The sequence below is a fragment of the Pedococcus sp. P2_A3 genome, from assembly GCF_056405035.1.
On record NZ_JBFUCW010000029.1, the window covers coordinates 1 to 26,375 of the forward strand.

Consider the following 26,375-nt stretch of genomic DNA (forward strand, 5'->3'; position numbering starts at 1 on the left):
GCCCCGGGATCAGTGATCCCGGGGCCCCGCCGTGTCGTGCGCGCGCTGACGGGTGCCAGCGCGGTCAGGTCACTTGAAGCTGACCTGGACCTGCAGCAGGTTGCCGCCGTCCTCCGACTTGTTCACCTTCATGACCGTGCCCGAGCCGGCGACCTTCACCGACGACCAGGGGTTGGCCGCGGACCAGTACTGGTCCGGGTTGCTGTCGTCGAAGACCGGGATGGCCGGCTGCGACGGAACAGTCAGGGCGGTGCCGTTGCGGTGGAAGGTCACTGCGTCGGTGCGCTCGAGCCCGAACGTGGCGTCCCACGGCTGGCGCCGGTTGCCCAGCTTCACACCGTCGGCGAACCTCACCGGGGCCGGACGGGCATCCACTGGCAGCGACTGGCCGCCACCGGGGTGGCCCGAGGTGTTGTTGTCGGTGAACTCACCGTCGACGTACCAGACGAGCAGGCCGTTCTGGTAGGGGAACCGCTCCACCCAGTCGGGCCTGGTGTTCGCCCAGCCGAAGTTGTACGGGCCGGTCTTGAGGGTGTTGTCGTAACCGGTGTACGTGCGGTTCTCAGCCAGGTAGTAGTGGCTGACGACCTCGGACGTGGAGCCGGTCATGCGGGTGAACCCGTTGGCCGTCCAGCCGTCCGTGCCGCCCTCGACGTCGTCGGTGACCGTGGTGCCGCCGACCGTGATGGCCAGATCGTCGAGGAACGGGCCCTCGAAGTGCAGGCCGCCGTCGGTGGCGTAGCGGAAGCGGAACTGGACGCTCTGGCCGGCGTAGGGCGTGAGGTCCCAGGTCTTCTGGGCCCACGGGGTCAGACCGGCGTTGTCGGACGGACCGGAGATCGGAGCCGCCGCGTCCTTCCAGGTCGCACCACCGTCGGTGCTCACCTCGGCGTAGAGGTAGTCGTAGTCCTGCTCGATGTTGTACTGGAGCCAGGCCGAGACCGAACCGCTGGTCGCGCCGGTGAGGTCCACCGTGCGGGTCAGCGTGTTGTTGAGGCTGTCGTTCGCCCCGCCCCACCACTCGTAGGAACCCGAGCGGGGGGTGTTGTAGTCGGTCTTGACCGTCTTGTCCGGCAGCGTGACCGCGAGGGCCTGGTAGKACGACGTGCCCTTCGGCTGGTCCGCCGAGCCGAGCTTGACCGTCATGTCCTGGCCGTAGGGCACGGTCTTGTAGTCGAGCCAGCCGAGCTGCAGCTTCTCGAGCGGACCCATGTAGCCCGGGGTGGTGCCGATCGAGTCCGTGCCGTGGTTGAGCCACGAGCCACCGGACATCAGCGTCCAGAAGCCGGTGCCGTTGTCGCCACCCGCGGTGTCGTAGTAGTCCGGTAGACCGAGGTCGTGACCGAACTCGTGGGTGAAGACACCGAGGCCACCGTTCTCCGGCTCGGTGGTGTAGTCACCGATCCAGATGCCGGAGTTGCCCAGCGGCACGCCACCGAGCTTGGCGCCCTCCGGGCCGGTCTTGCCGGCGTCGGTGGAGTAGGCGTACCACCGGTGCGACCAGATGGCGTTGGTGCCCTGGGCGCCACCACCGGCTTCTTCGCCCTCACCGGCGTGGATGGCCTGGAAGTGGTCGATGTAGCCGTCGGGCTCGTTGAAGTTGCCGTCGTGGTCTGCGTCGTAGCGGTCGACCTTGTCGAACTGCTTCAGGTAGGTCGTGATCTCGGCGTCGCTCTTGCCTGCTGCCTTCTGGGCGTCGTACCAGGCGGTTGCGGTGTCCTTGACGTAGTTCCAGTAGCCATCGGCGTTGTTGCTCCGGCCGTAGCGAGCCCCGTTGTAGGGCACGGTGACCCAGTCGGAGACGTCACCCTTGGCCACGAAGCGACCGTTCGACTGCTTCAGGTAGAAGTCCTTGAACGACTCACCGGCGCCGAACATCATGTCCTGGTAGTGAGCGCGGTTGAAGTCCGCGGTCCAGTAGGTCGAGTTGTCGTCGGTGCTGTTGCCGTCCCAGACGCGGTCGGGCGACGGGATCTGGTTGTGCACCGGGCCCGGCGTGGCGTCGAAACCGGTCTTGGTCTGCGTGCCGAAGTCGGTGAGGACGGTGAAGATGTCCTCCTCCCGCTCGACCGGGTAGGACACGAAGCGATCCCGGGCGGCCGCGCTGCCCTTGGGCGCCTTGGCGTTACCGGCGAGCTTGATGACGCGCTGGCCCCCACGCATCTCGGTGGTGGCCTCCCCCTTCACGAGCTTGTCGACAGCCTCCTTGCGGAGGGCGCGTGCGGCGTCCCCCAACGGGTTGGGCAGGTCGTGCTCCCGGTTGGCGGCCTTGGGCTCCGAGTCCTTGGGCGCGGGGGTCGCCTGCGCAGGAGCGGAAACCAGGCTCAAGGTGACGGCCGCGATGGCCGCACCCGAGAGAGCGCTCAGATGACGTCTCTTCACAAATCCTCCAGTTGAAATTGGCGGTCCTTGTTCGGACACACAAGGGCGACCCAAACACGGTTGCGCTACCAGACCAATGGTTCAGCGGTTAAGAACTTGGTAAAGAAACCACCGAACGGCGGAGAACCAGAACTGAAGCCCGGCCCATTCCGAAGGATCAACGGTCCATCAGCCCGATGCCCGACAAGACCGCAACTGTCGCTCTCGTCCGGGAACGAGCGGATACCCGGAACCTCCGGCCGGTGGTGGTCGACTCCCGCAGGGTCCGACCCGTCGATAAGGTCCTTGCATGAGCGAGCAGCCCCCGAGTTCCGCGCCGGTCCCCGGCCCCACCGCCGCAGCCGGGGAGGTTGCCGCGCCCTACGGCACCGGGGCCCAGGCCGCCCCCCAGCGCCGCATCCGCATCCCGCACCTCCAGGCGATGAAGGAGAAGGGCGAGAAGTGGGCGATGCTCACGGCATACGACATGTACTCCGCGGAGATCTTCGACGAGGCCGGCATCCCCGTGCTCTTGGTCGGCGACTCGGCGGGCAACAACGTCTTCGGGTTCGAGACGACTGTGCCGGTCACGGTCGACCACCTCGTGCCCTTGGTGCGGGCGGTGACGTCGGCGGCCAAGCACGCGATGGTCGTGGCCGACCTGCCGTTCGGGTCCTACCAGGCCAGTCCACAGCAGGCCCTCGCCACCGCGACGCGGATGATGAAGGAAGGCCTCGCCCATGCCGTGAAGCTCGAGGGCGGCAAGCCGATGGTGCCCGAGGTGGAGCTGTTGGTCCGCGCCGGCATCCCGGTGATGGGACACATCGGCTTCACGCCGCAGAGCGAGCACGTCCTTGGCGGCTACCGCGTCCAGGGCCGCGGCGACTCGGGCGACCGCCTGGTCGAGGACGCCGTGGCGCTGGAGAAGGCCGGCTGCTTCGCCGTCGTCATGGAGATGGTCCCGGCGCCGTTGGCCGCGCGGGTCACCGAGGTGCTCTCGATCCCGACCATCGGCATCGGTGCCGGACCGGACTGCGACGCCCAGGTGCTCGTCTGGCAGGACATGGCCGGCCTACGGGGCGGGAAGGCACCGCGCTTCGTCAAGAAGTACGCCGACCTCCGCGGCGAGCTGAGCCGCGCGGCCGCCGCATATGCCGCGGATGTCGCCTCCGGCTCGTTCCCGGCGTCGGAGAACTCGTTCCTCGAGTGAGCCGAAACTCCTCCACCGGTAGGACCCGAGCCGGGCATCTCACCCGCTAGCGTCCACCGATGGGTCCCGACCGGACCCGCCCACACACCGAGGAGGACACCCCGTGCCCCAGCGCCTTCGCACCACCGCACTCGTCACTGTCACCGCCGCCTGCGCCGCCCTCGGCCTCGCGGTGGCCACGCCCGCGTCAGCCACGAAGCCCGGCAGCGGCAGCACCACGGGCAGCGGGGCGGTCTTCATGGTGAACCCCGTCCAGTCATCGGGCGACCAGTCGCTGACCGACCAGAAGGACGCCGACGCCGCGGTGCCCAGCAGCGCCTACGCCACGGTCCCGCTGCGCAACCTCGATGGCTCGGGCTACCTGCGCGGCTCGTGGGCCACCGTCCAGTCCGCTACGGGCACACCGGCATTCAGCACGACGAACACTTTCAGCTACACCCGTCACCAGGACCAGTTCGAGCAGGTGATGGGGTACTTCTGGGTCAACCAGGCGCAGGAGTACCTGCAGTCGCTCGGCTTCGGCTCGACCCTGCCGGGCATCGTCAAGCAGCCCTTCGTCGTCAAGATCGACCAGTACGGCGGCGACAACTCCTACCAGACCGACAAGCCCTACCGGATCCGTCTGGGCAAGGGCGGGGTCGACGACGCGGAGGACGCCGAGGTGATCGTGCACGAGTACGGCCACGCCGTGCACGCCTCGCAGGTCCCCGGCTACGGCACCAGCCTGGACGCGGGCTCGATCGGTGAGTCGTTCGGCGACTACCTCGCCGTGTCGGTCGGGCTCGACGCAGCCGGTCAGTACGGCTGGCCGGTGAAGGCCGAGCAGGCCTGCCCGATGGACTGGGACGCCACGTCGTACACCAAGGCGCCCCACTGCATCCGACGGTTCGACACGAACATGACGGTGGCCACTCGCGAGGGCGAGGTCCACGCCGACGGCCAGATCTGGAGCCAGGCGCTCTGGGAGATCCGGCTCGGCTACGTCGCGATGGGCAAGACGACTCGCGCCTGGGACACCACCCTCATCGACGCGCAGTTCCGCTTCGCACCCGACACGTCGTTCTCGGCTGCCGCCAAGGCGACCTATGACACCGCCCTGGCGCGTGACGGTGCGCAGGCCGCCGCGCTCGTCAAGGCGCGCTTCGCCGCCCGCGGCATCAGCTTCTAGCCCTGCCGCTGCGGCGGTGCCCCGCACCGCCGCAGCGCGAGCACGGCATACGCCCGCGCGCAGGCGACCACGTCAGCGAGGCGCACGGACTCGTCGACGGCGTGCGCCTGAGCGAGCTCTCCCGGCCCGAACTGCACGGTCGGTATGCCGTGGGCCGCGTAGTGCCGCAGGTCCGAGCCGTAGGGCGCGCCCTCGACCAGCTCGGCCAGGTCGGCGACGAGGGCATCAACGTCCACCGCGTCGACGACCCGCTGCTCGTGCGCATTCGGCCCAGCCATGCACCGAGCCTGCCATGCCCCGGCACCGCGGGCCGGCGCCGGTCGCCGGTCTCGGGGCCTCGCGGCATACGGTGGGGCCATGACCCTGCGCATCGGTTACAAGGCCTCGGCAGAACAGTTCGCGCCCCGAGAGCTGCTCGACTTCGGCGTGCTGGCCGAGCAGGTCGGGCTCGACAGCGTGCTCATCTCCGACCACTTCCAGCCCTGGCGGCACGACGGAGGGCACGCGCCGTTCTCGCTCGCGTGGCTCGCGGCGCTCGGCGAGCGGACCGAACGCGTCCAGGTCGGCACCTCCGTCATGACCCCCACGTTCCGCTACAACCCGGCGGTGGTGGCCCAGGCCTTCGGCACCCTGGGGTCGTTGTACCCGGGGCGCGTGATGCTCGGCATCGGCACCGGGGAAGCGCTCAACGAGGTCGTCGTCGGCTCGGTGGACGAATGGCCCGAGTTCAAGGAGCGGTTCGCGCGCCTGCGTGAGGCGGTGACCCTGATGCGCCGGCTGTGGACCGAGGACCGCGTGACGCTGGAGGGCGACTACTACCGCGTCGTGGACGCGACCGTCTACGACCGTCCCGACCAACCGGTCCCGGTCTACGTCGCCGCGGGCGGCCCGCTGGTGGCCCGGTATGCCGGTCGGTCGGGTGACGGGTTCATCTGCACCTCCGGCAAGGGCGAGGAGCTCTACCGCGACAAGCTCCTGCCCGCGGTCGACGAGGGGCTGGCCAAGTCGGGCCGCACGCGCGACGACCTCGACCGGATGATCGAGATCAAGCTGTCGTGGGACCCCGACCGTGAGCAGGCAGTGACGAACTGCCGCTTCTGGGCCCCCTTGTCGCTCACTGCCGACCAGAAGCACGGCACGAGCGACCCCCTCGAGCTGCAGCGGCTCGGCGACGAGCTGTCCGACGAGCAGATCGCCTCCCGGTGGATCGTCTCCGACGACCCGGAGGAGGTCGTCGCGGCCGTGAAGCCTTACGTCGACTGGGGTTTCAACCACCTGGTGTTCCACGGGCCGGGCCACGACCAGGCGCGCTTCCTCACCACCTTCGCCGACCGGGTGCTGCCCGGCCTGCGCGAGCTCGGCTGATCGGGTTCCGCTGCGCCCACTGCGAACCTAGGGTGGAGGGGTGACCGAGATGGAGCCCCGCACCCTGTGGTCGGAGGTGTCCGGTGGGCCGGGTGCCGCGACCGCGTACCAGCGCAGGTTCGACGACCTCGCGGCCCAGGGCATGGACATCCACGGCGAGGCGGCCTTCGTGGCCTCGCTGCTGTCGCCACCGGCCAGGGTCCTCGACGCTGGGTGCGGCACCGGCCGGGTCGCCATCCAGCTCACCGCCCTGGGCTACCACTGCGTCGGCGTCGACGCCGATGCCGCGATGATCGAGGTGGCGGAGCAGCGCGACCCCTCGACGACCTGGGTGCGGCAGGACCTCAGCCGGCTGCAGCTGCGGTCGCAGGCCTTCGAGCTCGCCGTCCTCGCCGGCAACGTCATCCCGCTCCTGGCCCCCGGCACGCTGCTCGCCACCGTGGAGAGGCTGGCCGCGCACCTGCAGCCAGGCGGCTTGCTCGTCGCGGGCTTCGGGCTCGATGCCGCCCACCTGCCGCAGGGGTGCCCGGTCACCCCGCTCGACGACTACGACCGCGCGTGTGAGGTGGCCGGACTGAGCCTCCTGCGACGACACGGCACCTGGGACCGCGAGCCCTGGCGGCCCGACTCCGGCTATGCCGTCTCGGTCCACCTCCTGGGCGACTGAGACCCGGCCCCGCCGGCGAGAGCACGACGAGGGCACGACGACCACGCGCGAGCCGCTCACCGCTCTGGCGCTCAGTCCGCCCACGCGGAGCGTGGGACCCGGGAGCGGCTCAGTCCGCCCACGCGGAGCGTGGGACCCGGGAGCGGCTCAGTCCGCCCACGCGGTGCGTGGGACCCGGGAGCGGCTCAGTCCTCGCCTTCCTCCCACGCCTTGTCCTCGGCGTCCCACTTCTCGGTGCGCTCGCGAGCGGTCTGGAGTGCCTTGGACGCCTCTTCCTGCGAGTCGTAGGGACCCATGAGGTCGTCCCCCTGGCTCTTGTTGTCATCGCTCTCGACCTGACCGCTGCTGACGTTGTACCAGTAGGCCATGGGGTGCCCTCCAACTCGACGGATCTGCGTACGTCCCTAGACTCCACCGTATGCCGTTGACGTACGCAAGCGTGGCGCCGGGCGTGGTGTCCCCACGCCGCCCGGTGCCCGCCTCGATCGTGCGGCCCGAGTACGTCGACCGACCCGCCCCCGCAAAGGACACCGGGCCGGAGGTGAAGGACCCCGAGACCATCGAGCGGATGCGCGTCGCGGGACGGATCGCGGCGCAGGCCATGGCCGCGGCCGCCGCAGTGATCGCCCCGGGGGTCACCACCGACGAGATCGACCGCGTCGGCCACGAGTTCCTGCTCGACCACGGCGCCTACCCCTCGACCTTGGGCTACAAGGGGTTCCCGAAGTCGCTGTGCACCTCGGTGAACGAGGTGGTCTGCCACGGCATCCCGGACGACCGCCGGCTCGAGGACGGCGACATCGTCAACATCGACATCACGGCCTTCATCGGCGGCGTGCACGGCGACACGGATGCGACCTACCTCTGCGGAGACGTCGACGAGGAGTCGCGGCTGCTGGTCGACCGCACCCGCGAGGCGATGATGCGCGGGATCAAGGCCGCCATCCCCGGCCGCGAGATCAATGTCATCGGGCGGGTGATCCAGAGCTACGCCCGCCGCTTCGGCTACGGCGTCGTCCGTGACTTCACCGGTCACGGCATCGGCCGGACCTTCCACAGCGGGCTGGTCATTCCCCACTACGATGCGGCCCCGTCGTACAGCACGCTGATCGAGCCCGGCATGACGTTCACCATCGAGCCCATGCTCAACCTCGGGACCCCCGAGTGGGAGATGTGGGACGACGGGTGGACGGTCGTCACCGCGGACCGCCGTCGTTCGGCACAGTTCGAGCACACCATCCTCATCACCGAGACCGGCAACGAGATCCTCACGCTGGCATAGCAGGCAACCCCGCAAGGAAGGCGGATCGATGGCGAAGGAAGCCAAGCAGGCCAAGCACGGGCTCCCCCTGGGGATCGACGTGGGTGGCAGCGGCATCAAGGGTGCGCCCGTCGACCTCACGGACGGCACGTTCGCCGCCAAGCGGATGCGGATCGACACCCCGGTCCCCTCGACTCCCGAGGCCATCGCCGCGGTGATCGACCAGATCGTCGACCACTTCGACGACGTGCGCGGCGACTCCCCCATCGGCGTGACGATCCCGGGCGTGGTGACCCACGGCATGGTCCGGTCCGCCGCCAACATCGACAAGTCGTGGCTGGACTTCGACGCGGAGCCGATGCTGGAGAAGGTCCTGGAACACGACATCATCCTGGTCAACGACGCCGATGCCGCCGGGGTGGCGGAGCTGTACTACGGCGCAGCGAAGGGCCAGAAGGGTCTGGTGGTCCTGACGACCCTGGGCACCGGTATCGGCACCGCGCTGATCTATGACGGCGTGCTCATCCCCAACTCCGAGCTCGGGCACCTCGAGATCGACGGTTACGACGCCGAGACGCGGGCAGCCTCCTCGATCAAGGACAAGGAGGGCCTGTCGTACCCCGTGTGGGCCGAACGGCTGCAGCGCTACTACAGCCACCTCGAGGCGCTGCTGTGGCCCGACCTCATCGTGGTCGGGGGCGGGGTCTCCAAGGACGCGGAGCAGTTCCTGCCGCTCCTCAAGCTCAAGACCCCCATCGTGCCGGCCACGCTGGAGAACAAGGCCGGCATCATCGGGGCCGCCCACCTCGCTGCCCACAAGTAGGACGGAGCGGACGGCTCGGTAGCGCGCTCAGCGCATCGAGACGAGGTCCTGCAGCAGGAGCGCCTGACGACGGCGGAACAGGTCGGCGCCCAGGCGCGTGCCGATCAGCAACGCCACCCCACCGAGCAGGGGTCCGAGTGCGAGCGCCACCCATGCCGCCCAGTCGACGCCGAGGTAGGCGGCGACGGCGAGGCCGAGCTCCGGGAGCGACAGCGTCCACACCGCCGCGCCGCACACGGCCTGCACGCCGAGGGTCACCCCGGCCGAGCCCGGACGGCTGGTGAAGGGATTCTCCCCCGGTGCCGGCACGGCATACTGCTTGACCGCGCTGGTGACGCAGGCGACCGCGAAACCGTTGAGGGCCAAGGCACAGGCGGTGCCGAAGGTTGCCGGCAGCATCCGCCACGGTGCGCCGAGCACAGGGCCGAGCACCGCGTAGACGGGGACGCAGACGAGCGCCATCAGCCCTGACGGAAAGAGACGACCCAGCCGGTCGCTGACACCGTCCACCCCCGAGGCCACGTGCATCCAGAACGCCGTGGAGTCGTAGCCGACGTCGTTGTGCTGTCCCCAGCCGATGAGGTATGCCGATGCGAGCGGCATCCCCAGCAGAGCCAGGTCCGACCCGGACCCCAGACCGGGGATGAGGAGGCCGGCGGGCAGGAGGATGGTCATGATCGCCGGGACGTTGAACCGGGGGTCGCGGACCCAGTAGGTCCCGGCCCGCGCGGCGATCGCCCCCATGGGGGTGGCCGGCAGCCTCCCGAACAGCCCGAGCCCGGCGGAGACCTTGCCGCCGCCGGCGGCCGCCGACCGCGGGTTGCGCAGCACCGAGACGAGGAGCCGTTCCCAGGCCACCAGCAGGACCAGGCACAGGACCGCCGCCAGTGCGAGACGGGTCAGGCCGGTCCTCCATTCACCGAGGGCGAGGTCACCCGCAGGCGCCCAGGCCCAGCCCAGTGGTGTCCACGCCAGCACGGAGGCCGCACGGTCCAGGCTGGCACGGTCGAAACCGCCGTCGGAGAGGCCGCCGATGAGCGGTCCGGCCACGACGAACAGCAGCAGTCCTCCGACCCCCGCCACGTCACGTCCCCTGCGGGTCGCGAGGATGGCGGATGCCGCAGCGGTCACGATCCTGCTGAGCAGGACGCAGGTGAGCAGCCCCGCCAACCCGCCCACGAGGGCAGCCAGGGTGGCCGGGACGGACCGTGAACCAGCCACCACGGTCCCGAGCACCAGCACGATGGTGGCGACTCCCGGTAGTCCGACCAGGGCGCTCAGGACCAGGCCGACGGCCAGCGTGCGCTCGCGCACGGCGAAGGTCGCGAACCGGGTGGGGTCGAGGGTCGGATCGACGCCGAACAGGATGATCGGGAGCACCGCCCAGCCCGCGACGAGGGCGGAGCCCACCACGACCACCAGGGCGCGCCCGAGCGCCGGGTCGTCGTGCGCCCGCACGGTGACCAGGCCCGCGAGGAGGAGGACGACGAACCCGCCGCCGTAGACCAGCCCCAGGACCATGCCCACGACGGCGGCGACGCTGCGCCGCAGCCCGTTGCGCAGCAGGTGGAGCTTCAGTCGGAGGAGGTGCGCAACCACGCCAACCCCTCCACGTGGGTGTTCCCTCCGACGAGGTCGAGGAAGCGGTCCTCCAGGCTCGAGCCGGCCCGCACGTCGTCGAGGGTGCCGGAGTCGCGGACCACGCCGGCCGCGATGATCGCCACGTCGGTGCAGATCCGCTCGACGAGGTCCATCACGTGGCTCGAGAGGACGACCGTCCCGCCGTTGGCGGCGAAGTCCTCGAGGATCCCCCTGATCGTCCGGGCCGACACCGGGTCGACGGCCTCGAACGGCTCGTCCAGCACGAGCAGCCTCGGGGCGTGGACGAGCGCGCAGGCGAGCGTGATCTTCTTCGTCATACCCGCCGAGTAGTCGATGACGAGCTTGTCGCGCGCGTCGGTCAGGCCCAGGGCTGCCAGGAGCTCGCCGGTGCGGTCGGCGACGAGCTGCCGCTCCATGCCACGCAACAGGCCGGCATACGTCACGAGCTGTTGTCCGGTGAGGCGGTCGAACAGGCGCAGGCCGTCGGGCAGGATGCCGATCTGCGACTTGGCGGCGACGGCGTCGTCCCACACGTCGACGCCGAGGACGTGGGCCGTGCCGGCGTCAGGGCGCAGCAGCCCGGTGGCCATCGAGAGGGTCGTGGTCTTGCCAGCCCCGTTGGGCCCCACGAGGCCGTAGAACGAGCCGCGCGGGACGTCGAGGTCGAGACGGTCGACGGCCGTGGTCTGGCCGAACCGCTTGGTGAGCCCACGCAGGCGCAGGGCTACCTGCGGGGGCCGGGTCGTCACGGGCGAGGCCGCTACGGCGGGCTCGGGAGCGGTCTGCGGGTCCGACATGGTGTCGACGCTAACCTTTCACCGCTGTCGCGCGATGAGCATTGCCTTCTTTGGCACCGATTTGTCGACCGTGTAGCGGCGCGGCCTCTCGGCGTCACGCTCTGCGTAGCCCATCTTCTCCAGGCGCATGAGCACCACAGGACACGACGCGCAGCGTGGCTTGTCCTTGCAGCACTTCTTCTTCGCCTTGGCGACCGTGGCTCCCTTGGGGGCCTTGGGGTTCTTGGGCACGCAAGGAGAGTAGGTGAGGCTAACCTAAGAACAAAATTCGGCTCGCCGGTCGGACCGGTCAGCCCGCGCCGAACTCCTCCGACCCTCCCCCGGCCAGGTCGTGGATCCGGGTCTGCTTCGACCCGAGGTTGCCGGCCTGGGTGAGGTAGAGGGTGCGCCCGGCCGCGTTGAGCAGCCCGTCGTGCACCGGGATGGCGTGCGGGGCCGCCAACCGGCGCAGGAAGGCGGTCATCTCGCGACTGCGTGCCCACGGGGCGTTGAGCGGGAAGGCCAGCACCTCGACTCCCTCCGGCTCGGCGTCGAGCGAGTCACCCGGGTGGAAGAAGACGGGCTCGCCGTCGGCACTGATCCGCATCCCGGTGTTGTGGATCAGGGGGATCTCCTCGTGGATGAGCGCGTGCATCTCCCCCACCCCGGTTAGGGTGACCGGGCCGACCGTGGCGGTGTCGCCCGCCCCGAACGCCGTGACGTCGATGCCCTTGCCCTCGAGGATCGTGGCGGTGTCCGGGTCGGTGACGACCTGCGCCCCCGGGTTCGCGCGCAGCAGGTCGGGGAGCCGTTCCTGGTCGAGGTGGTCGGGGTGCTGGTGGGTCACCAGCACCGCGTCGAGGTCGCGGAGCTCCTGCGCCGCCGGCGACCACGCACCGGGGTCGAGCAGGAGGCGGGTGTCCGCGATCTCGACGAGCAAGCTGGCGTGGCCGAGGTGGGTGATTCGCATGACCTCACCGTAGGCACAAAGCACCTGACTCGGCACCCCGCCCCGACCTCACCCGGCGAGCCGTCCGGGTGGGTGGATGAGTCGGTCGATACGCCGGGTTCTGTCACCGCTGGTCGTTGCCGGCCAGCGGGAGACGGTCATCCATCTAGGACAGCCGTTGCCGACTGCCTCCAGCGCCCTACCCGTGCACTCGGGCGGGCCGCCCTCGAACGTGCACTGTCTGAGCTTGCTCCAGGTGGGGTTTACCTAGCCGAACCAGTCACCTGGCCCGCTGGTGGTCTCTTACACCACCGTTTCACCCTTACCGCGGTGCCTGTCCGGCCGGAGCCGGGTGGTCCACCGTGGCGGTCTGTTCTCTGTGGCACTGTCCCGCGGGTCACCCCGGGTGGCCGTTAGCCACCACCTTGCCCTTCGGAGCCCGGACGTTCCTCGGCGGTGATTGCTCACCGACGCGACCGCCTGACCGACTCATCCGTCGCCAAGGATAGGGCAGGTATGCCGCGTGGCCGGCCACGCGGCATACCCGTCCCCCGGACGGGTCGGGTCAGCGGACGATCTCGAACCGCACGGTGCCGGTCGCCACCGTGGCCTCGGTGAGCCTCACCTTGACCCACGTGCCGAGCTCGTTCTGCCCGTCGGCGTTGGCGAGCACCGCAGGGTCCTGGATCTGCACGACGGCGCGGCCCTTCTCCCGCTCGTCGACCACCATCGCGTCGAACACCTCGCCTACCCGGTCTTCGAGCGCCGCCGCCTCGACGGCATCGGCGCAGGCCCGCTCCACCCCGTTGGCGACCTTGTCCGAGGCCGACATGACCTCGGGCAGCGACGGCAGGGCCTCGCGAGCCCAGGCGGGCACCTCGGCGCCGGAGCTGAGCGCCTCGCAGATGGCGAGGCCGAACCGGTCCACGAGCCGGCGCAGCGGTGCCGTCACGTGGGCGTAGGGGGCGGCGACGGCCGCGTGGTCGGTCTGCTCGGGGAGCGCGCCGTCGAACGGGGTGTAGCCGGCGCCGCGGAAGAGCGCCGTCGCCTCGTGGATCAGGGCGAGGTGCTTGGGGTTGGTGCGGTCGAGGGTGCGCAGGAACTCGCCGTACGGCGTGCCCTTCTGCCACTCGACCCCGAGCGCCCGGCTCGCGTGCCGGAACCGGCCGACCGCGTTCTGGTCAGGGGCGGGCATGGTGCGCAGGATGCCGACCTTGGCCTTCAGCATCATCTCGGCGGCGGCCATCCCGGTCATGAGCGAGATCTGGGCGTTCCAGTCCTCGACCTGCAACGGCGGCCGGAAGTAGAGCCGGTAGTGGCCCTGGTCGTCCTCGTTGACCTCCTGCTCCGGCATCGGCAGGCTCGCGCCCCCGCGACGACGCTCGAACTCGATCCGCTTCAGCCCGACCTCCTTGAGCAGGAGCAGCCGATCGTCGGCCGAGCCGTCGTCGATCGCCTTCTGCACCCCCTCGTAGTCGAGGCGGTCGGTGCTGCGCACCATGGCGCGGTAGACCGTGACGTCGGTGCCCTCGCCATCGGCCTTGAGGGTCATGTCCCAGACGAACGCCGGCCGCGTCTGGCCGGCCAGCAGGCTCGCGGCGTCCTCACTGAGCACCGGGGGGTGGAGCGGGGTCCGCTGGTCGGGCGCGTAGACCGTCTGCCCGCGGCGTCGGGTCTCGGCGTCGACGGCGCCGCCCGCCCGCACGAACGCGGGCACGTCGGCGATGGCATACCTGACGCGGTAGCCGTCACCGGCGCGCTCGATGTGGAGGGCCTGGTCGAGGTCCATCGACCCCGGGGGGTCGATGGTGAGGAAGGGCACGGCCGTCTCGTCGCGGTCGGGCAGCTCGGGTGCCCCGGCGGCGCCCTTCGCCTCGGCCTCGACCTCGGGCGGGAAGGCCTCCGGCACCGAGAACTCGGCGCGGATGGCGTCGAACCTCGCCGCCAGCGCGGCGGACTGTTGGACCGCCTGTTCGCCGGTGGGTTCCTGGACGTGGATGCTGCGCTTGGGCATGGCCCCAACCTACCCAGACCCGCCGTGCCCGAACCGTCGGCGAACCGGGACAACGCTGCACCTACGCTGGTGCCCGTGCTGATCCTGCTGCCGCCGTCGGAGTCCAAGACCGGGCGCACCCGCGGCCGGTCGGTGGTCCACGAGCACCTCTCCTTCCCCGAGCTCGCGCCCACCCGGCAGGCTGTCGCGGCGGCGCTCTCCGAGGTCAGCGCGCACCCCGATGCCGCTGCCACGCTGGGGGTCAGCGCCAACCTCACCGCGGAGATCGCCCGCAACCTCGTGCTCCACACCGCCCCCGCCCTCCCTGCCTCCCGGGTCTACTCCGGGGTGCTCTACGACGCGCTCGGCTACGCCGACCTCGACCCCGCCGCGAAGCGCAGGGCCAACCGGTGGCTCGTCGTCATCTCGGCCCTCTACGGCGCGGTCCGCCCCACCGACGCGATCGCCCCGTACCGGCTGTCGATGGCCGTGAACCTCCCCGGGGTCGGGCCACTCGCGAGCGCCTGGAAACCCGAGCTCACCGCGGTCCTCCCGGACGTCGCCGGCCGTGGCGTCGTGGTCGACTGCCGCTCCAGCACGTATGCCGCGGCGTGGACACCCACGGGCGACCTCGCCGACCGATGGGTGCACGTGCGGGTCCCGGGCGCCACCCACATGGCCAAGCACACCAGGGGCCTGGTTGCCCGCGAGCTGTGCCGAGTGGGTCGCGACGTCCGCCGGGTGCCCGACCTGGCCCGAGTGCTCGAGGACGCCTTCGAGGTCGAGCTCACCCCGCCGGGCAGGACCGGACGACCGTGGGTCATCGACGCCACCGCACGCTCGTGACCCGCCCGCTCGTGACCAACCCGCTCGAGACCAGCGCGACCCGGCGGTCCGCGTGAACGGCGCAGAGCTGGGCGACGTCCTGCTCCGGGTGCTGCCCGTCCTCGTCTTCTTCGTCGCGATCACGGTGGTGGCCGAGATCGCCGACGCCGCAGGGGTCTTCGACGTCGCAGGGCACTGGGCATCGAGGGCCGGCCGGCACCGCACCCCCGTGCTGTGGCTGCTCTTCGTCCTCGTCGCGGTGACGTGCACGGTCGTCCTCAGCCTCGACACCACGGCGGTCCTGCTCACACCGGTGGGCTTGGCCATCGCCGCTCAGCTCGGCCTCTCCCCCGTGCCGTTCGCCCTCACCACGCTGTGGATCGCCAACACGGCGAGCCTGCTGCTGCCGGTCTCCAACCTCACCAACCTCCTTGCCCTGCACCACTTCCAGCTGCTGGGGGTCGGACACGCCGGGTACGTCCGGCTCGCCGTGCTCCCGGCGGTGGCCGCGGTCGTCGGCACGGTGCTGGTCCTCTCCGTCCTGCACCGACGCGACCTCGCAGGTCGCTACCTGCCGGACGCCCCACCGGATCCGCACGACCAGGTGCTCCTCAGGGTCTCCGCGGCCGTGTGCGTGGCCGTGGGACCGCTCTTCGCGGTGGGGCTCCCGCCCGCGTGGGTGTCGGGCGTGGCCGCGGTGGTCCTGGTCGCCGCGGCGTGGACGCGCGACCGCGACCTCGTGCGACACGTGGCTGTGCCGTGGAAGATGGCCCTGGCCGTCGCCGTGCTCTTCGTCGTGATCGACGCGGCCCTCCAGCTCGGGCTCAGGCCCGCCCTCGCGTCCCTCGCTGGTCAGGGCACCTCGGCCACCGACCTGGCGCAGGTGGCCGGCGCGGGAGCCTTGGCGGCCAACGCCGTCAACAACCTTCCCGCCTACATCGCCCTCGAGGCAGTGACCGCGGACGCCCCGCAGCGGCTGATGGCCCTGTTGATCGGGGTCAACGTCGCGCCCCTGGTGACGCCCTGGGCCTCGCTGGCCACCCTGCTGTGGGCGCAGCGCTGCCGCGCCCGCGGCATACACATCTCCCTGCGGTCGCTCAGCGTGCAGGGCCTGCTGTGCGCACTCGTCGCGGGCGGGCTGGCGCTGGGCGCCCTGGTGCTCAGCGCCTGACCGCCTCAGCCGAGGCCGCGGACGAGGTCCTCGATCACGTCCAGGGGGTCCTCGAGGCCGACGGAGATGCGAACCGTCCCGTCGGTGATGCCCACGGCCGCCCGAGCCTCCGGGGTGAGCCGGCGGTGCGTGGTGGTGGCCGGGTGGGTCACCATCGACTTGGCGTCACCGAGGTTGTTGCTGATGTCGACGACCCGGAGGCCGTTCATCAGCGCGAAGGCCTCGTCCTTGCCACCGTCGAGCTCGAAGGTCACCACCGTGCCGCCACCCAGCATCTGGCGCCGGGCGAGGTCGTGCTGGGGGTGCGAGGGCAGCCACGGGTAGAGCACCTTCGTGACCCGGGGGTGGGCCTCGAGCGCCTCGGCCACCGCCAGCGCGTTCGCCGCCTGCTTCTCCACCCGCAGCGAGAGCGTCTCGAGGCCCTTGACCAGGACCCAGGCGTTGAAGGGAGACATCGACGGACCCGTGTGCCGCATGAGGTTCTTGACCGGGCCGTTGACGAACTCGGACGTGCCCAGCACCGCCCCGCCCAGGGTGCGCCCTTGCCCGTCGATGTGCTTGGTCGCGGAGTAGACGACGACGTCGGCCCCGTGCTCGAGGGGCTTGGAGAAGACAGGCGTGCCGAACACGTTGTCGACGACGACCTGGGCCCCCGCCGCGTGCGCGAGGTCAGACACCGCGCGCATGTCGACGAGCTCCTGCATCGGGTTGCTCGGCGTCTCGAAGAAGACCGCCTGGGTCGGCACCGACAACGCCGCACGCCACTGGTCGAGGTCGGGTCCGTCGACGAACACGGTCTCGACCCCCCAGCGCGGCAGGATCTCGTCGAGGATCACGAAGCACGAACCGAAGAGGCCGCGCGAGGAGACGACCCGGTCTCCTTGGCCGAGCAGGGCAGCCAGCGCGACGAACACCGCCGACATCCCCGAGGCCGTGGCGAAGCAGGCCTGCGCCCCCTCGAGCTGGCGCAACCGCTCCTCGAACATGGTGACGGTGGGGTTGCCGTACCTGCTGTAGATGAAGTGGTCGACCTCGTCCTTGAAGGCCGCCTCGGCCTGCTCGGCGCTCTCGTAGACGAACCCGGAGGTCAGGTAGAGCGCCTCGGCGGTCTCGTCGAAGTTGCTGCGCGCCAAACCACCTCGCACGGCAACCGTGTCCGGGCGCAGCCCGTGGCCCTCCACCTGGTCGTCTCCCCACCCGGGGGTGACCCCGCTCATCCCTGCCGCCAGGGCAGGCCGGCGTTCTTCCACCCCGAGACGGCCCGGTGGTGGTGTTCGTCGTGGGGCCCCTCGAAGCCCTCGAGGACGTTGTAGGCGGGGCCCAGCCCGGCCTGCGTGGCGGCCTTGGCCGCCGCGACCGACCGCACCCCGGACCGGCACAGGAAGTAGATCGGTGCACCGTCGGGCAGGCCGGCATCCTGCAGCTGCTCGACGAAGTCGCCGTTGACGGCTCCGTCGGGGAACCGCTGCCACTCGACGCAGACCACGCGCTTGCCGAGGGCGCCCAGGTCGGGCAGCCCGACATAGCTCCACTCGGCCCTCGTGCGGACGTCGACGAGGACGGCGTCGTCGTCAGCCGCCAGCGCGGCATACGCGGCCTCGGGGGTGACGTCTCCGGCATAGCTGCTCGACGCAGCGGGGGTGGACTCAGCGTCGATCGACTCCGCGCTCATGGCGTCAGCGTAGAACTCCCGCCACATGGCGAGACGAGCGGCCCACCTCGTGGACGCATCCGCAGGGGGCCGACGCGGTCAGGTGCGGTTGGTGAACGCGACGGAGACGTTGCCGTCGGGCCAGACCTCGAGGGCCGTCAGTGAGCCCGGGGCGGCAGCGAGCCGCCACACCTTGTCGTGCGGGATGCCGAGCACGTGGGCGAGCACGCACATGATGGGCTTGCGGTGGCAGACGACGACGGTCGTGCCGCCTGCCGCGACGACACGGTCGAACGCTGCGACCACGCGGGCGGCCAGCTGCTCGTGGGACTCCCCGCCAGGACGCGCGTAGGCCGGGTCGACGCGGAGCGCGGTGAGCGCCTCGGCCTGGTCGCGGACGAGGTCGGGAATGCTCACGCCGTCCCAGTCGCCGAAGTCCTGCTCGTCCCAGTCCGGGTCCACGGACGGCTCGACACCGATGGCCTCGGCGATCGCCGCACCGGTCTGCTTCGCCCTGGCCAGCGACGACGTGACCACCCGGGCCGTGGCACCACCGAGCAGGTGGGCGGTGGCCCGACCGGCTGCGGYCGCCTGGGCGAGTCCGGCGGTGTTCAGCGACGGATCGGCGCCACCACGGCCGTCGAGTCGCGAAGCCACCGTGAAGTCGGTGACGCCGTGCCGCACCAGCACGATGCGGGTCGGGGTGCCCTCCCCCGGGCCGGGTGGCGCCGGGCTGGGCACCGGGTCGATGACCTCGTCGATGACCTCGGCCATGGCGGCACTGTCGGGCGACTCGCCCGCGGCGGCGAGCATCCGGTCGATCGTCCGGCCGTCCATGCCGTCGTTGGAGAGCGCGTCGGCGTCCTTGTTGCGGTCCCGGGGGATCCACGTGAACGACACCGAGCCGCCGGCGGCGCTGATCTGCGCCGCGAGGTCGCGGGCCTGGAGCGCGAGCTGGCGCATGTCGGGGTGCTTGATCTTCCAGCGCCCGGCCATCTGCTCGACGACCAGCTTGGAGTCCATCCGCACCTCGACGTCGGCGGCGGCGTCGATCCGCAGGACCGCGCCCAGTCCCGCGATCAGGCCGGAGTACTCGGCGACGTTGTTCGACTCCTTGCCCAGCGGGGCGGCGCCCTCCCAGAGCACGCGGCCGCTCGCACCGTCACGCACGAGTGCGCCGTAGCCGGCGACCCCGGGGTTGCCCCGCGACCCGCCGTCAGCCTCGACGACGAGCGCGCGCCCACTCATCGGTGCACTCCTGCGTCCACCCTGCGCCCACTCAGCGGCACGGGTCAGAGGCCGGACTCGGCGGTGCGCACGAGGATCCGGCGGCACTCCTCGCAGCGGAGGAGCTCGTCAGCGGGGGCCGCCTTGATGCGGTTCATGTCCACGTTGTTGAGCTCGAGCTGGCAGCCACCGCAGCGGCGCTGACGCAGCGGAGCAGCACCGAGCCCACCGCTCTGGGCGCGGATCTTGTCGTAGAGGGCGACCAGGTCGTCGCCGACCCCCGCGACGATGTCGGCGCGCGGGGCAGCAACCTTCACCGCCTCGGCCTCGAGGTCGGCGAGCGCGGCATCGCGGGCCTCGGTGGCCGCGGTCAGCTGGGCGGTGAGGGTGGCCCGCTCGGCGTCCAGCTGGGTGACCGCCGACTCGGCGTCCTCCGCTCGTTCCATGACCTCGAGCTCGACGTCCTCCAGCTCGGACTGCCGGCGGACCAGCGAGGCCAGCTCGTGCTGGATCGCCTGGAGGTCCTTGGCGGAGCCGGTGCCGGCGTCGAGCCTGGCCTGGTCACGCGCCGCACGGTCGCGGACCAGCTGCACGTCGGACTCGGCCTTGGCGACCTCGCGCTGGATGTCGCCCAGCTCGGTCCGGGCGCGCACCAGCAGGGAGTCGAGCCCCTCGGCCTTGGTCTCGAGCTCGGCCAGCCGCGCGTGCTCGGGCAGGGTCTTGCGAGCGTGCTCGATCTGGTCGAGACGGGTGTCTATCGCCTGCAGGTCGAGCAGTCGCCACTGACGGGACGGGTCGGCTTTCAGGACGTACCTCCAGGGCCAGCGGGCGGTTCGGCGCCGACCACGAAGTCCCACGGGTCGGTGCGCAGTGTTGAGATGTGGGTCTCCACCTTAGATGCCCCGTCCCCGCTGGCCGCAACCGCCGCCCGCAGCCGCTCGGCCGCACCGGTCAGCCAGAGCGACTCGGTCGCCCAGTGGCCGGCGTCCACGATGTAGGGCGGCCCGCCCCGGGCCTCCTCGCGGGCCTCGAGCACCGGGTGGTGACGCAGGTCGGCGGTGACGTAGACGTCGGCGTGGCTGGCCCGCACCTGGTCGAACAGGTCGTCGCCCGCGCCCCCCATGACCGCGACGCGCTCGACCCAGGCATCGGCCGGCCCCGCGACCCGCAGCCCGCCCGGGGACCGCGGCAGGGCGGCATACAGCGAGGCGGTGAACTCCGCCAAGGTGGTCGGGGGGTTCAGCCGGCCCACCCGGCCGAGCTCCTGGCCCTCGACCACGGCGAGGGGCTCGACGTCGGTGAGGCCGCAGGCCTGCGCCAGGGCGTCGTTGACCCCGGGTTGGGCGACGTCGGCGTTGGTGTGGGCCACGTAGAGCGCCAGGTCGTTGACCACGAGCGCCGTGACCGTGGCTCCCTTGGCGCCCGTCGTGGCGACACTGTGTATGCCGCGCAGCAGCAACGGGTGGTGCGTCACCAGCAGGTCGGCCCCGAGCGCCCGCGCCTCCTCCACGACGGCCAGCGTCGGGTCGACCGCGAAGTGGACCCGGCGGACCGGTTGCGCCAGGTCGCCCGCCACCAGCCCCACCTGGTCCCAGGAGTGGGCGGTCGACGGCGGGTAGAGGTGGTCGAGCACCCGGACGACCTCGGCGAGGGTGGTGTGCATGTGGGCCCGGCCGGGCTCGAACCGACGACATCCACGGTGTAAACGTGGCGCTCTACCAACTGAGCTACAGGCCCCGTGTCGTCACGCCGGCGAGCAGGCCGGGTTCGGACAGCGGCGTCATTCTGTCAGGTCGCCGCGACCGGTGCGGCCAGTCGTGCAGGGGTGTCAGTCGTGCAGGGCTGTCAGCCGCGCAGCTCGGCCAGGGCGGCGTGGTAGCCGGTGAAGTCGCGGGCCTGGCCGATCTCGTTGACCAGGGTCCACCGCACGATCCCCTCGGTGTCGATGAGGAAGGTGCCGCGCAGGGCGGCGCCGGCCTGCTCGTTGAACACGCCGTACTGCTGCGCCACGCCGCCGTGGGGCCAGAAGTCGGACAGGAGGGGGAAGAAGTAGCCCTCCTTGTCGGCCCAGGCCCGCTGGCTGAACATGTGGTCGCACGAGACGGCGAGCACCTGCACGTCGTCGCCGACGAACCCGCCGAGGTCGTCGCGGATCTCGCAGAGCTCTCCGGTGCAGATGCCGGAGAAGGCGAACGGGTAGAAGACCAGCACGACGTTCTTCGTCCCACGGAAGTCGGCCAGCGAGAACTCCTGGCCGTTCTGGTCCCTGAGGGTGAAGTCCGGAGCCGGGGTGCCCACTGCGATCGGTGACGTCATGGTCGGCAGTCTGCCAGCGAGGTCAACGCCGTCCGGTCTTGGGGGCGACCAGCTTGGTGGCGGTCCAGTCGTCACAGGCGTTCACGGTGCCCGAGGTGTGCAGCCCGGCAGTGGTGGCGGCCTCCTCGATGTCGCTCGCCTCGACGTGGCCCGGCCGCCCAGCCTTGAGCGTGAGCACGACGACGGAACCGCCGTCGCCGAGGTTGGTGAGGCCGTCGACGACCGCGTCGACGAGGTCACCGTCGTCCTTGCGCCACCAGATCAGGGACGCGTCGGCGACGTCCTGGTAGTCCTCGTCCTCGAGGTCGGTGCCGGTGTGGTCCTCGATGGCGAAGCGGAAGTCGTCGTCGACGTCTGAGTCGTAGCCGAACTCCTGGATCACCTGTCCGGCGGTGAAGCCCAGTCGGCCCACCGATGTCTGCAGCGCGGAGTGCGCTGGCGTGGTCACACCCTTCTCCATCCCCTCGAAGCGGTCAGTTGCGGGTAAGTCCATCGGGTTGGGCCGGGTTTTTCAACCGAGTCGCCGGAATACGCACACATTCCCACCGCGTGGACAGGTTGTGGCGGGGGTTAGGGTCGGAACCATGGCTGACCAGCACCGTTCCGGCGCGGACCCCGCCACTGCCTCCACTGCCTCCGACGCCGCGAGCATCGTGGACCCGACCGGCGCGGTGGATGCCCACGAGCCGAAGCAGTGGGCGGCCGGGATCCCGGCGGTGGCCAACTCGTTCCGCCACGGCATCGAGCAGATGGGACTGCCCCGCACCGCCCGTGTCTTCGGCCGGCTGAACCAGGACCGCGGCTTCGACTGCCCGTCATGCGCCTGGCCCGACCCGGAGGCCGGACACCGCCACGTCGCCGAGTTCTGCGAGTCGGGGGCCAAGGCCGTCGCCTGGGAAGCCACCAAGCGCCGGGTCGATCGTGAGTTCTTCGCCCGTCACCCGGTGGCCGAGCTCGACGAGCAGAGCGAGTGGTGGCTGGGGCAACAGGGTCGGCTGACCGAGCCGATGTACCTGCGCGCGGGCGGGACCCACTACGAGCCGGTCTCGTGGGACGAGGCGAACTCGATCATAGCCCGCCACCTGCGGGCCCTCCCGTCGGCGGACGACGCCGTCTTCTACACGTCGGGGCGCACGAGCAACGAGGCCGCGTTCCTCTACCAGCTGATGGTCCGGGCGTACGGCACGAACAACCTGCCCGACTGCTCCAACATGTGCCACGAGTCGTCCGGGACTGCCATGAGCGAGCAGATCGGGATCGGCAAGGGCGCCGTGACACTCGAGTCGCTGGAGAAGGCCGAGCTCATCGTCATCGCCGGGCAGAACCCCGGCACGAACGCGCCCCGCATGCTGACCCACCTCGAGCGGGCCAAGGAGAACGGCGCCGTCATCGTCGCGGTCAACCCGCTGCCCGAGGCCGGCCTGATCCGCTTCAAGAACCCCCAGACCCCCCGTGGTCTGGTCGGTCCGGGCACCGCCCTGGCCGACGACCACCTGCAGATCCGGCTGGGGGGCGACCACGCCCTCTTCCGCGCCGTCGGCCACCTCCTCGTGGCGGCGGAGCTGGCTGCTCCGGGCACGGTCGTCGACCGCGCGTTCATCAACGACTACACCGCGGGTTATGACGCCTACGTCGAGGCGGTGCGCGAGATCGACTGGGCCGCAACGGAGCTCGCGACCGGCCTACAGCGCTCGGAGATCGAGGCGCTGGCCCGGCGCTTCACCGGGTCGAAGGCCACCGTGGTCTGCTGGGCGATGGGGCTGACCCAGCACGTCCATGCCGTGATGACGATCCAGGAGATCGTCAACGTGCTGCTCCTGCAGGGCAACATCGGGAAGGATGGCGCCGGCCCCTGCCCGGTCCGGGGCCACTCGAACGTGCAGGGAGACCGCACGATGGGCATCTGGGAGCAGATGCCCCAGAGCTTCCTCGACGCCCTCGAGGCGGAGTTCGGGTTCACCCCACCCACCGCCCACGGCATCGATGCGACGGCGACCGTCCAGCGACTGCGCGACAAGTCGGTGCGGGTGTTCTTCGGCATGGGCGGCAACTTCGCGATGGCCACGCCCGACACCCCCGTGGTGCACGAGGGGCTGCGCGCGTGCGACCTGACGGTCCACGTCTCGACGAAGCTCAACCGGTCGCACACCGTCACCGGCACCGAGGCACTGATCCTGCCCTGCCTCGGCCGGACCGACCGTGACTCCACCTCGCGCGGCGACCAGGGCGTCACGGTCGAGGACTCGCAGGGCCAGGTGCACCTCTCGCGAGGACGGCTCGACCCACCCTCCGAGCACTGCCGCTCCGAGGTCGCGATCGTCGCCGGGCTGGCCCACCAGATCGTGCCGGGCGTCGGCACGATCGACTGGCGCGCGCTGGGTGAGGACAACGACCTCATCCGCGACCACATCGCCCGCGTCGTCCCGGACTTCGCCGACTACAACGACCGGGTGCGCGAGCCGGGCGGGTTCCTGCTCCCCCACAAGCCTCGCGACCTGCGCGAGTTCGACACCCCGAGCGGCAAGGCGGAGTTCCTCGCCGGGAGCGTGCCGCCCCTCGAGGTGCCCGAAGGGCGGCTGCTGCTGCAGACCATCCGCAGCCACGACCAGTTCAACACCACCATCTACGGCCACGCCGACCGCTACCGCGGGATCTCCGGCAACCGCCGGGTGGTGCTGGTGAACCCGGACGACCTGCACCGGCTCGGCTTCCACGCTGGACAGGTGGTCGACGTCGTCAGCGAGTTCGAGGGCGTCGACCGCCGGGCCGAGGGCTTCACGCTGGTCGCCTACCCCACGGCCGCCGGCTGCGCCGCGTCGTACTACCCGGAGACCAACGTGCTCATGTCGGCGGACCACGTCGCCCTGCGCTCGAACACCCCGGTGGCGAAGGCACTGGTCGTCCGGTTCGAGGCCCGCTAGTCCGGACCCGGGCGGTCGTCCCGCAGGCCAACGGTCACCGCCCGGTCGGGGCTACCGGACCCGCTGACGCGCGCGGCCGGAGCGCACCACCTGCTCGTTGAGCAGCCTCACGGCGTCGGGCTCGTCGAGGTGGGCGACCGCTGGTGACACCGGCCCGACCGTGGAGACGATCTTCACGGTGGCCACGCCACGCCGGCGTTGCACCGGCCCCTGCTCCACCGTCAGGGACTGGATCCGGGCGTGCGGCACGAACTGTGCAGCCCGGTACAACGCCCCCCGGCGCGTGAGGAGGCCGTCCGGGAGCACGGCATACCCCTGACGCCGCCAGCTCAACGGGTCGAGGGGGCGAGCACGCCCGGTCGTGGTCACAAAGCCCCCCGTGCCGCCCTCGCCCTCCAGCGCGGCCAGCGCCGCGGCCCGCGGTATGCCGGGGTGCACCAGGGTGAGCACGCGCACGGCTTCCTCGCGGTTGCCGACGGGCATCAGCACGGTCTGGGTCTCGTCGTCACCGGAGCCCGCGCCAGCGCCCGCGACGTTCACCTGGATCCGCCACCAGCCGGTGAGCCGCCACGGCAGCGACTGGGTGACCTCGACGGCCTGGATGCGGTGCACCGGCACGGTCGTGGTGCGCAGGTCGGTGAGGCCGTGCCGGATGCGCAGCCGGTCACCTTGGTGGAGCAGCTCGAAGTTGCACTCCCGGGTGAGCCGCTTGAGGTGTGCGCTACCGATCGCCAGGGTCATCGGCCCGAGCCAGGCCACCATCTCGGGCACGCCGAGCACGACGGAGAGCACGAGGGCGGGCAGCGCGACCACGATGGCCAGCCCGGGACCGCTGTAGAGGACCGACTGGAGGATGCGCGCGTTGGGGATGGCCAGCACCCGGTCACCCACCGGAGGCGGCACCGGCACGTCGGCGTAGTCGGCATCGGTCAGGCCGGACGCATCGGTGCGGACCCACCCCCCTGGCCCCTCGACGCCGCTCGCGGCGGCCCAGGAGCCCGGGGCCTCGTCGCTGCGGCCAGCGAGTGCCATCAGCTGCCCGCGCACCTGCTGGGCCTGGGCGTCGGTGAGGAACGACAGCTTCAGGTGGGAGTCCTTGCCCCCGGCCGACTGGACCACGACCTCGGACAACCCCGTGAGCCGGGCGAGCAGCGGTCGTCCGAGGTCGACCGCCTGGATCCGGTCGAACCGGACCTGGCGGTGCTGCCGGAAGAGCACCCCGGTGCGCAGCTCGATGAGGGTCTGGGCGACGCGGAAGCGCGAGAATCGCCACGACACCCACGCGCCGCCGATGATCGCAAGGAGGACGAGCAGCACGCCGACTGCCGCGAGCCCGAGGTGCCCCTGGGTGGGGTCRTCACGGTTGGCGCCGAACAACGAGTCAGCTTGTTGCGACGCGATGTAGGCGACGACCGCGAGAAAGGCGATCCCACCCTTGAGCAGTGGCGACAGCGGGTGCAGGTGCCGCCACTGCCCCTCGGGGGCGGGGTCGGGCACCGGAGCCGGTCCCGGGTCGCTGGTGCTCACAGACCGGCCCGCTGCGACTCGCCGCGCGCCGCGAGCCGCTCGCGCAGCGCCTCCGCCTCGGCGGTCGGGAGCCCCGGGATCTGACCACCGCTCTGCGGTGACGCGGTGTGCAGCTCGACCGTCGCCATGTCGAAGCGTCGCTCCAGCGGCCCGGACTGGACGTCGACGAACTGGAGCCGGCCGTAGGGCACGCTGACCAGGGTGCGGAACATCCGCCCGCGCCGGACGACCAGCTCCTCGGCCCCCTCGGCCCAGGTGATCGCAGGGACCTGGCGGCGGATCACCCACGTGCCGGCGGCGAGGGCCAGCGCGACCACCACGGCCCCCACCCAGAAGCCCTGCCACACGAAGGCCGCGAGGCCGACCAGCACCAGCAGGGGTGGCACGAGGAACACCGACAGCACCAGGAGCCTGGCGGTGGCGAGCTTCGGCGACACCGGGCGCCACGGCATACCGGTGTCGCCGAAGAGGCGCACCTCGGCCGATGACAGGGACTCGTCGTGGGGGGTGTCGCTCACCCCTCCAACCTAACCGCCGACCCGGCACGCCCGGTGCGCACGGC

Annotated in this window: 26 protein-coding genes, 1 tRNA gene and 1 other RNA gene; 9 read left to right on the forward strand and 19 right to left on the reverse strand. The window is 71.1% G+C overall.

The window, feature by feature from the left end; genetic code table 11:
- Nucleotides 1-69: 69 nt before the first annotated feature.
- Entirely contained in the window at nucleotides 70-2,382 is a 2,313-nt protein-coding gene (locus AC1DX8_RS18745; RefSeq protein ID WP_477631470.1) for an immune inhibitor A domain-containing protein, read from the reverse strand.
- A 289-nt stretch (nucleotides 2,383-2,671) separates the two neighbouring features.
- Here AC1DX8_RS18745 and panB point away from each other — a divergent pair, with 289 nt between their 5' ends.
- A complete protein-coding gene (gene panB / locus AC1DX8_RS18750) occupies nucleotides 2,672-3,571 on the forward strand; it encodes a 3-methyl-2-oxobutanoate hydroxymethyltransferase (RefSeq protein WP_477631471.1) in 900 nt (299 codons plus the stop codon).
- 103 nt (nucleotides 3,572-3,674) lie between these two features.
- Entirely contained in the window at nucleotides 3,675-4,739 is a 1,065-nt protein-coding gene (locus tag AC1DX8_RS18755) for a M36 family metallopeptidase (RefSeq protein WP_477631472.1), read from the forward strand.
- Here AC1DX8_RS18755 and AC1DX8_RS18760 read toward each other — a convergent pair.
- Entirely contained in the window at nucleotides 4,736-5,017 is a 282-nt protein-coding gene (locus tag AC1DX8_RS18760; protein WP_477631473.1) for a M20/M25/M40 family metallo-hydrolase, read from the reverse strand. The genes AC1DX8_RS18755 and AC1DX8_RS18760 overlap by 4 nt on opposite strands.
- Before the next feature lie 79 nt (nucleotides 5,018-5,096).
- Between AC1DX8_RS18760 and fgd the strand changes: the two genes are divergently transcribed.
- Together fgd and AC1DX8_RS18770 are read left to right on the forward strand one after the other, a co-directional pair.
- Nucleotides 5,097-6,104, forward strand: coding sequence for a glucose-6-phosphate dehydrogenase (coenzyme-F420) (gene fgd, locus AC1DX8_RS18765; protein WP_477631474.1), 1,008 nt, complete (start codon nucleotides 5,097-5,099; stop codon nucleotides 6,102-6,104).
- 49 nt (nucleotides 6,105-6,153) lie between these two features.
- Complete coding sequence (locus AC1DX8_RS18770) at nucleotides 6,154-6,771, forward strand: class I SAM-dependent methyltransferase (RefSeq protein WP_477631510.1); 618 nt, start codon at nucleotides 6,154-6,156, stop codon at nucleotides 6,769-6,771.
- A 185-nt stretch (nucleotides 6,772-6,956) separates the two neighbouring features.
- Here AC1DX8_RS18770 and AC1DX8_RS18775 read toward each other — a convergent pair whose 3' ends face one another.
- On the reverse strand, nucleotides 6,957-7,139 hold the full coding sequence (locus AC1DX8_RS18775; protein WP_477631475.1) for a methionine aminopeptidase: 183 nt from the start codon (nucleotides 7,137-7,139) through the stop codon (nucleotides 6,957-6,959).
- Nucleotides 7,140-7,189: 50 nt separating this feature from the next.
- Between AC1DX8_RS18775 and map the strand changes: the two genes are divergently transcribed.
- Complete coding sequence (gene map / locus AC1DX8_RS18780) at nucleotides 7,190-8,053, forward strand: type I methionyl aminopeptidase (protein ID WP_477631476.1); 864 nt, start codon at nucleotides 7,190-7,192, stop codon at nucleotides 8,051-8,053.
- Nucleotides 8,054-8,081: 28 nt separating this feature from the next.
- Nucleotides 8,082-8,855: a polyphosphate--glucose phosphotransferase gene (gene ppgK, locus AC1DX8_RS18785; protein WP_477631477.1), complete on the forward strand. Its 774-nt coding sequence runs from the start codon at nucleotides 8,082-8,084 to the stop codon at nucleotides 8,853-8,855.
- Between the two features lie 27 nt (nucleotides 8,856-8,882).
- Here the strand turns inward: ppgK and AC1DX8_RS18790 are convergent, their stop codons facing one another.
- The 6 genes from AC1DX8_RS18790 to AC1DX8_RS18815 all read right to left on the reverse strand — a co-directional run bounded on the left by AC1DX8_RS18790 (nucleotide 8,883) and on the right by AC1DX8_RS18815 (nucleotide 14,196).
- A complete protein-coding gene (locus tag AC1DX8_RS18790; RefSeq protein ID WP_477631478.1) occupies nucleotides 8,883-10,454 on the reverse strand; it encodes a hypothetical protein in 1,572 nt (523 codons plus the stop codon).
- Nucleotides 10,430-11,254, reverse strand: a complete 825-nt coding sequence (locus AC1DX8_RS18795; protein ID WP_477631479.1) for an ABC transporter ATP-binding protein — start codon at nucleotides 11,252-11,254, stop codon at nucleotides 10,430-10,432. Before AC1DX8_RS18795 ends, AC1DX8_RS18790 begins: the two co-directional genes overlap by 25 nt.
- An 18-nt stretch (nucleotides 11,255-11,272) precedes the next feature.
- Nucleotides 11,273-11,485: a hypothetical protein gene (locus AC1DX8_RS18800; RefSeq protein ID WP_477631480.1), complete on the reverse strand. Its 213-nt coding sequence runs from the start codon at nucleotides 11,483-11,485 to the stop codon at nucleotides 11,273-11,275.
- Between the two features lie 58 nt (nucleotides 11,486-11,543).
- Nucleotides 11,544-12,203, reverse strand: a complete 660-nt coding sequence (locus tag AC1DX8_RS18805; protein WP_477631481.1) for an MBL fold metallo-hydrolase — start codon at nucleotides 12,201-12,203, stop codon at nucleotides 11,544-11,546.
- A gap of 73 nt (nucleotides 12,204-12,276) precedes the next feature.
- An RNA gene (gene rnpB, locus AC1DX8_RS18810) (RNase P RNA component class A) lies at nucleotides 12,277-12,674 on the reverse strand.
- Between the two features lie 73 nt (nucleotides 12,675-12,747).
- Nucleotides 12,748-14,196 carry an RNB domain-containing ribonuclease gene (locus AC1DX8_RS18815; RefSeq protein ID WP_477631482.1) on the reverse strand — a complete coding sequence of 483 codons (1,449 nt, stop codon included), beginning with the start codon at nucleotides 14,194-14,196 and terminating at the stop codon, nucleotides 12,748-12,750.
- A 75-nt stretch (nucleotides 14,197-14,271) separates the two neighbouring features.
- Here AC1DX8_RS18815 and AC1DX8_RS18820 point away from each other — a divergent pair, with 75 nt between their 5' ends.
- Together AC1DX8_RS18820 and AC1DX8_RS18825 are read left to right on the forward strand one after the other, a co-directional pair.
- Complete coding sequence (locus AC1DX8_RS18820; RefSeq protein WP_477631483.1) at nucleotides 14,272-15,021, forward strand: YaaA family protein; 750 nt, start codon at nucleotides 14,272-14,274, stop codon at nucleotides 15,019-15,021.
- A 52-nt stretch (nucleotides 15,022-15,073) separates the two neighbouring features.
- Nucleotides 15,074-16,171 (forward strand): SLC13 family permease, encoded by a 1,098-nt coding sequence (locus AC1DX8_RS18825; protein WP_477631484.1) that lies wholly within the window; start codon nucleotides 15,074-15,076, stop codon nucleotides 16,169-16,171.
- A 5-nt stretch (nucleotides 16,172-16,176) separates the two neighbouring features.
- On the opposite strand, the gene AC1DX8_RS18830 is transcribed toward AC1DX8_RS18825, so the two are convergent.
- The 8 genes from AC1DX8_RS18830 to AC1DX8_RS18865 all read right to left on the reverse strand — a co-directional run bounded on the left by AC1DX8_RS18830 (nucleotide 16,177) and on the right by AC1DX8_RS18865 (nucleotide 21,813).
- Nucleotides 16,177-17,388: an O-succinylhomoserine sulfhydrylase gene (locus tag AC1DX8_RS18830; RefSeq protein ID WP_477631485.1), complete on the reverse strand. Its 1,212-nt coding sequence runs from the start codon at nucleotides 17,386-17,388 to the stop codon at nucleotides 16,177-16,179.
- Nucleotides 17,385-17,843, reverse strand: coding sequence for a rhodanese-like domain-containing protein (locus tag AC1DX8_RS18835; protein WP_477631486.1), 459 nt, complete (start codon nucleotides 17,841-17,843; stop codon nucleotides 17,385-17,387). Before AC1DX8_RS18835 ends, AC1DX8_RS18830 begins: the two co-directional genes overlap by 4 nt.
- A gap of 78 nt (nucleotides 17,844-17,921) precedes the next feature.
- Complete coding sequence (locus AC1DX8_RS18840; RefSeq protein WP_477631487.1) at nucleotides 17,922-19,070, reverse strand: bifunctional RNase H/acid phosphatase; 1,149 nt, start codon at nucleotides 19,068-19,070, stop codon at nucleotides 17,922-17,924.
- Between the two features lie 44 nt (nucleotides 19,071-19,114).
- A complete protein-coding gene (locus AC1DX8_RS18845; protein WP_477631511.1) occupies nucleotides 19,115-19,855 on the reverse strand; it encodes a zinc ribbon domain-containing protein in 741 nt (246 codons plus the stop codon).
- A complete protein-coding gene (locus tag AC1DX8_RS18850; protein ID WP_477631488.1) occupies nucleotides 19,852-20,712 on the reverse strand; it encodes a Nif3-like dinuclear metal center hexameric protein in 861 nt (286 codons plus the stop codon). The genes AC1DX8_RS18845 and AC1DX8_RS18850 overlap by 4 nt, the downstream gene beginning before the upstream one ends.
- 1 nt (nucleotide 20,713) lies before the next feature.
- A tRNA-Val gene (locus AC1DX8_RS18855) sits at nucleotides 20,714-20,786 on the reverse strand.
- Between the two features lie 108 nt (nucleotides 20,787-20,894).
- The gene (locus tag AC1DX8_RS18860; RefSeq protein ID WP_477631489.1) at nucleotides 20,895-21,365 is read right to left on the reverse strand and encodes a peroxiredoxin; all 471 of its coding nucleotides are present in this window, start codon (nucleotides 21,363-21,365) and stop codon (nucleotides 20,895-20,897) included.
- Between the two features lie 22 nt (nucleotides 21,366-21,387).
- Nucleotides 21,388-21,813 carry a DUF3052 domain-containing protein gene (locus AC1DX8_RS18865; RefSeq protein WP_477631490.1) on the reverse strand — a complete coding sequence of 142 codons (426 nt, stop codon included), beginning with the start codon at nucleotides 21,811-21,813 and terminating at the stop codon, nucleotides 21,388-21,390.
- Between the two features lie 136 nt (nucleotides 21,814-21,949).
- Between AC1DX8_RS18865 and AC1DX8_RS18870 the strand changes: the two genes are divergently transcribed.
- The gene (locus AC1DX8_RS18870; protein ID WP_477631491.1) at nucleotides 21,950-24,286 is read left to right on the forward strand and encodes an FdhF/YdeP family oxidoreductase; all 2,337 of its coding nucleotides are present in this window, start codon (nucleotides 21,950-21,952) and stop codon (nucleotides 24,284-24,286) included.
- Between the two features lie 51 nt (nucleotides 24,287-24,337).
- Here the strand turns inward: AC1DX8_RS18870 and AC1DX8_RS18875 are convergent, their stop codons facing one another.
- Together AC1DX8_RS18875 and AC1DX8_RS18880 are read right to left on the reverse strand one after the other, a co-directional pair.
- Complete coding sequence (locus AC1DX8_RS18875; RefSeq protein ID WP_477631492.1) at nucleotides 24,338-25,813, reverse strand: PH domain-containing protein; 1,476 nt, start codon at nucleotides 25,811-25,813, stop codon at nucleotides 24,338-24,340.
- Nucleotides 25,810-26,331 (reverse strand): PH domain-containing protein, encoded by a 522-nt coding sequence (locus AC1DX8_RS18880; RefSeq protein ID WP_477631493.1) that lies wholly within the window; start codon nucleotides 26,329-26,331, stop codon nucleotides 25,810-25,812. Before AC1DX8_RS18880 ends, AC1DX8_RS18875 begins: the two co-directional genes overlap by 4 nt.
- Nucleotides 26,332-26,375 lie beyond the last annotated feature (44 nt).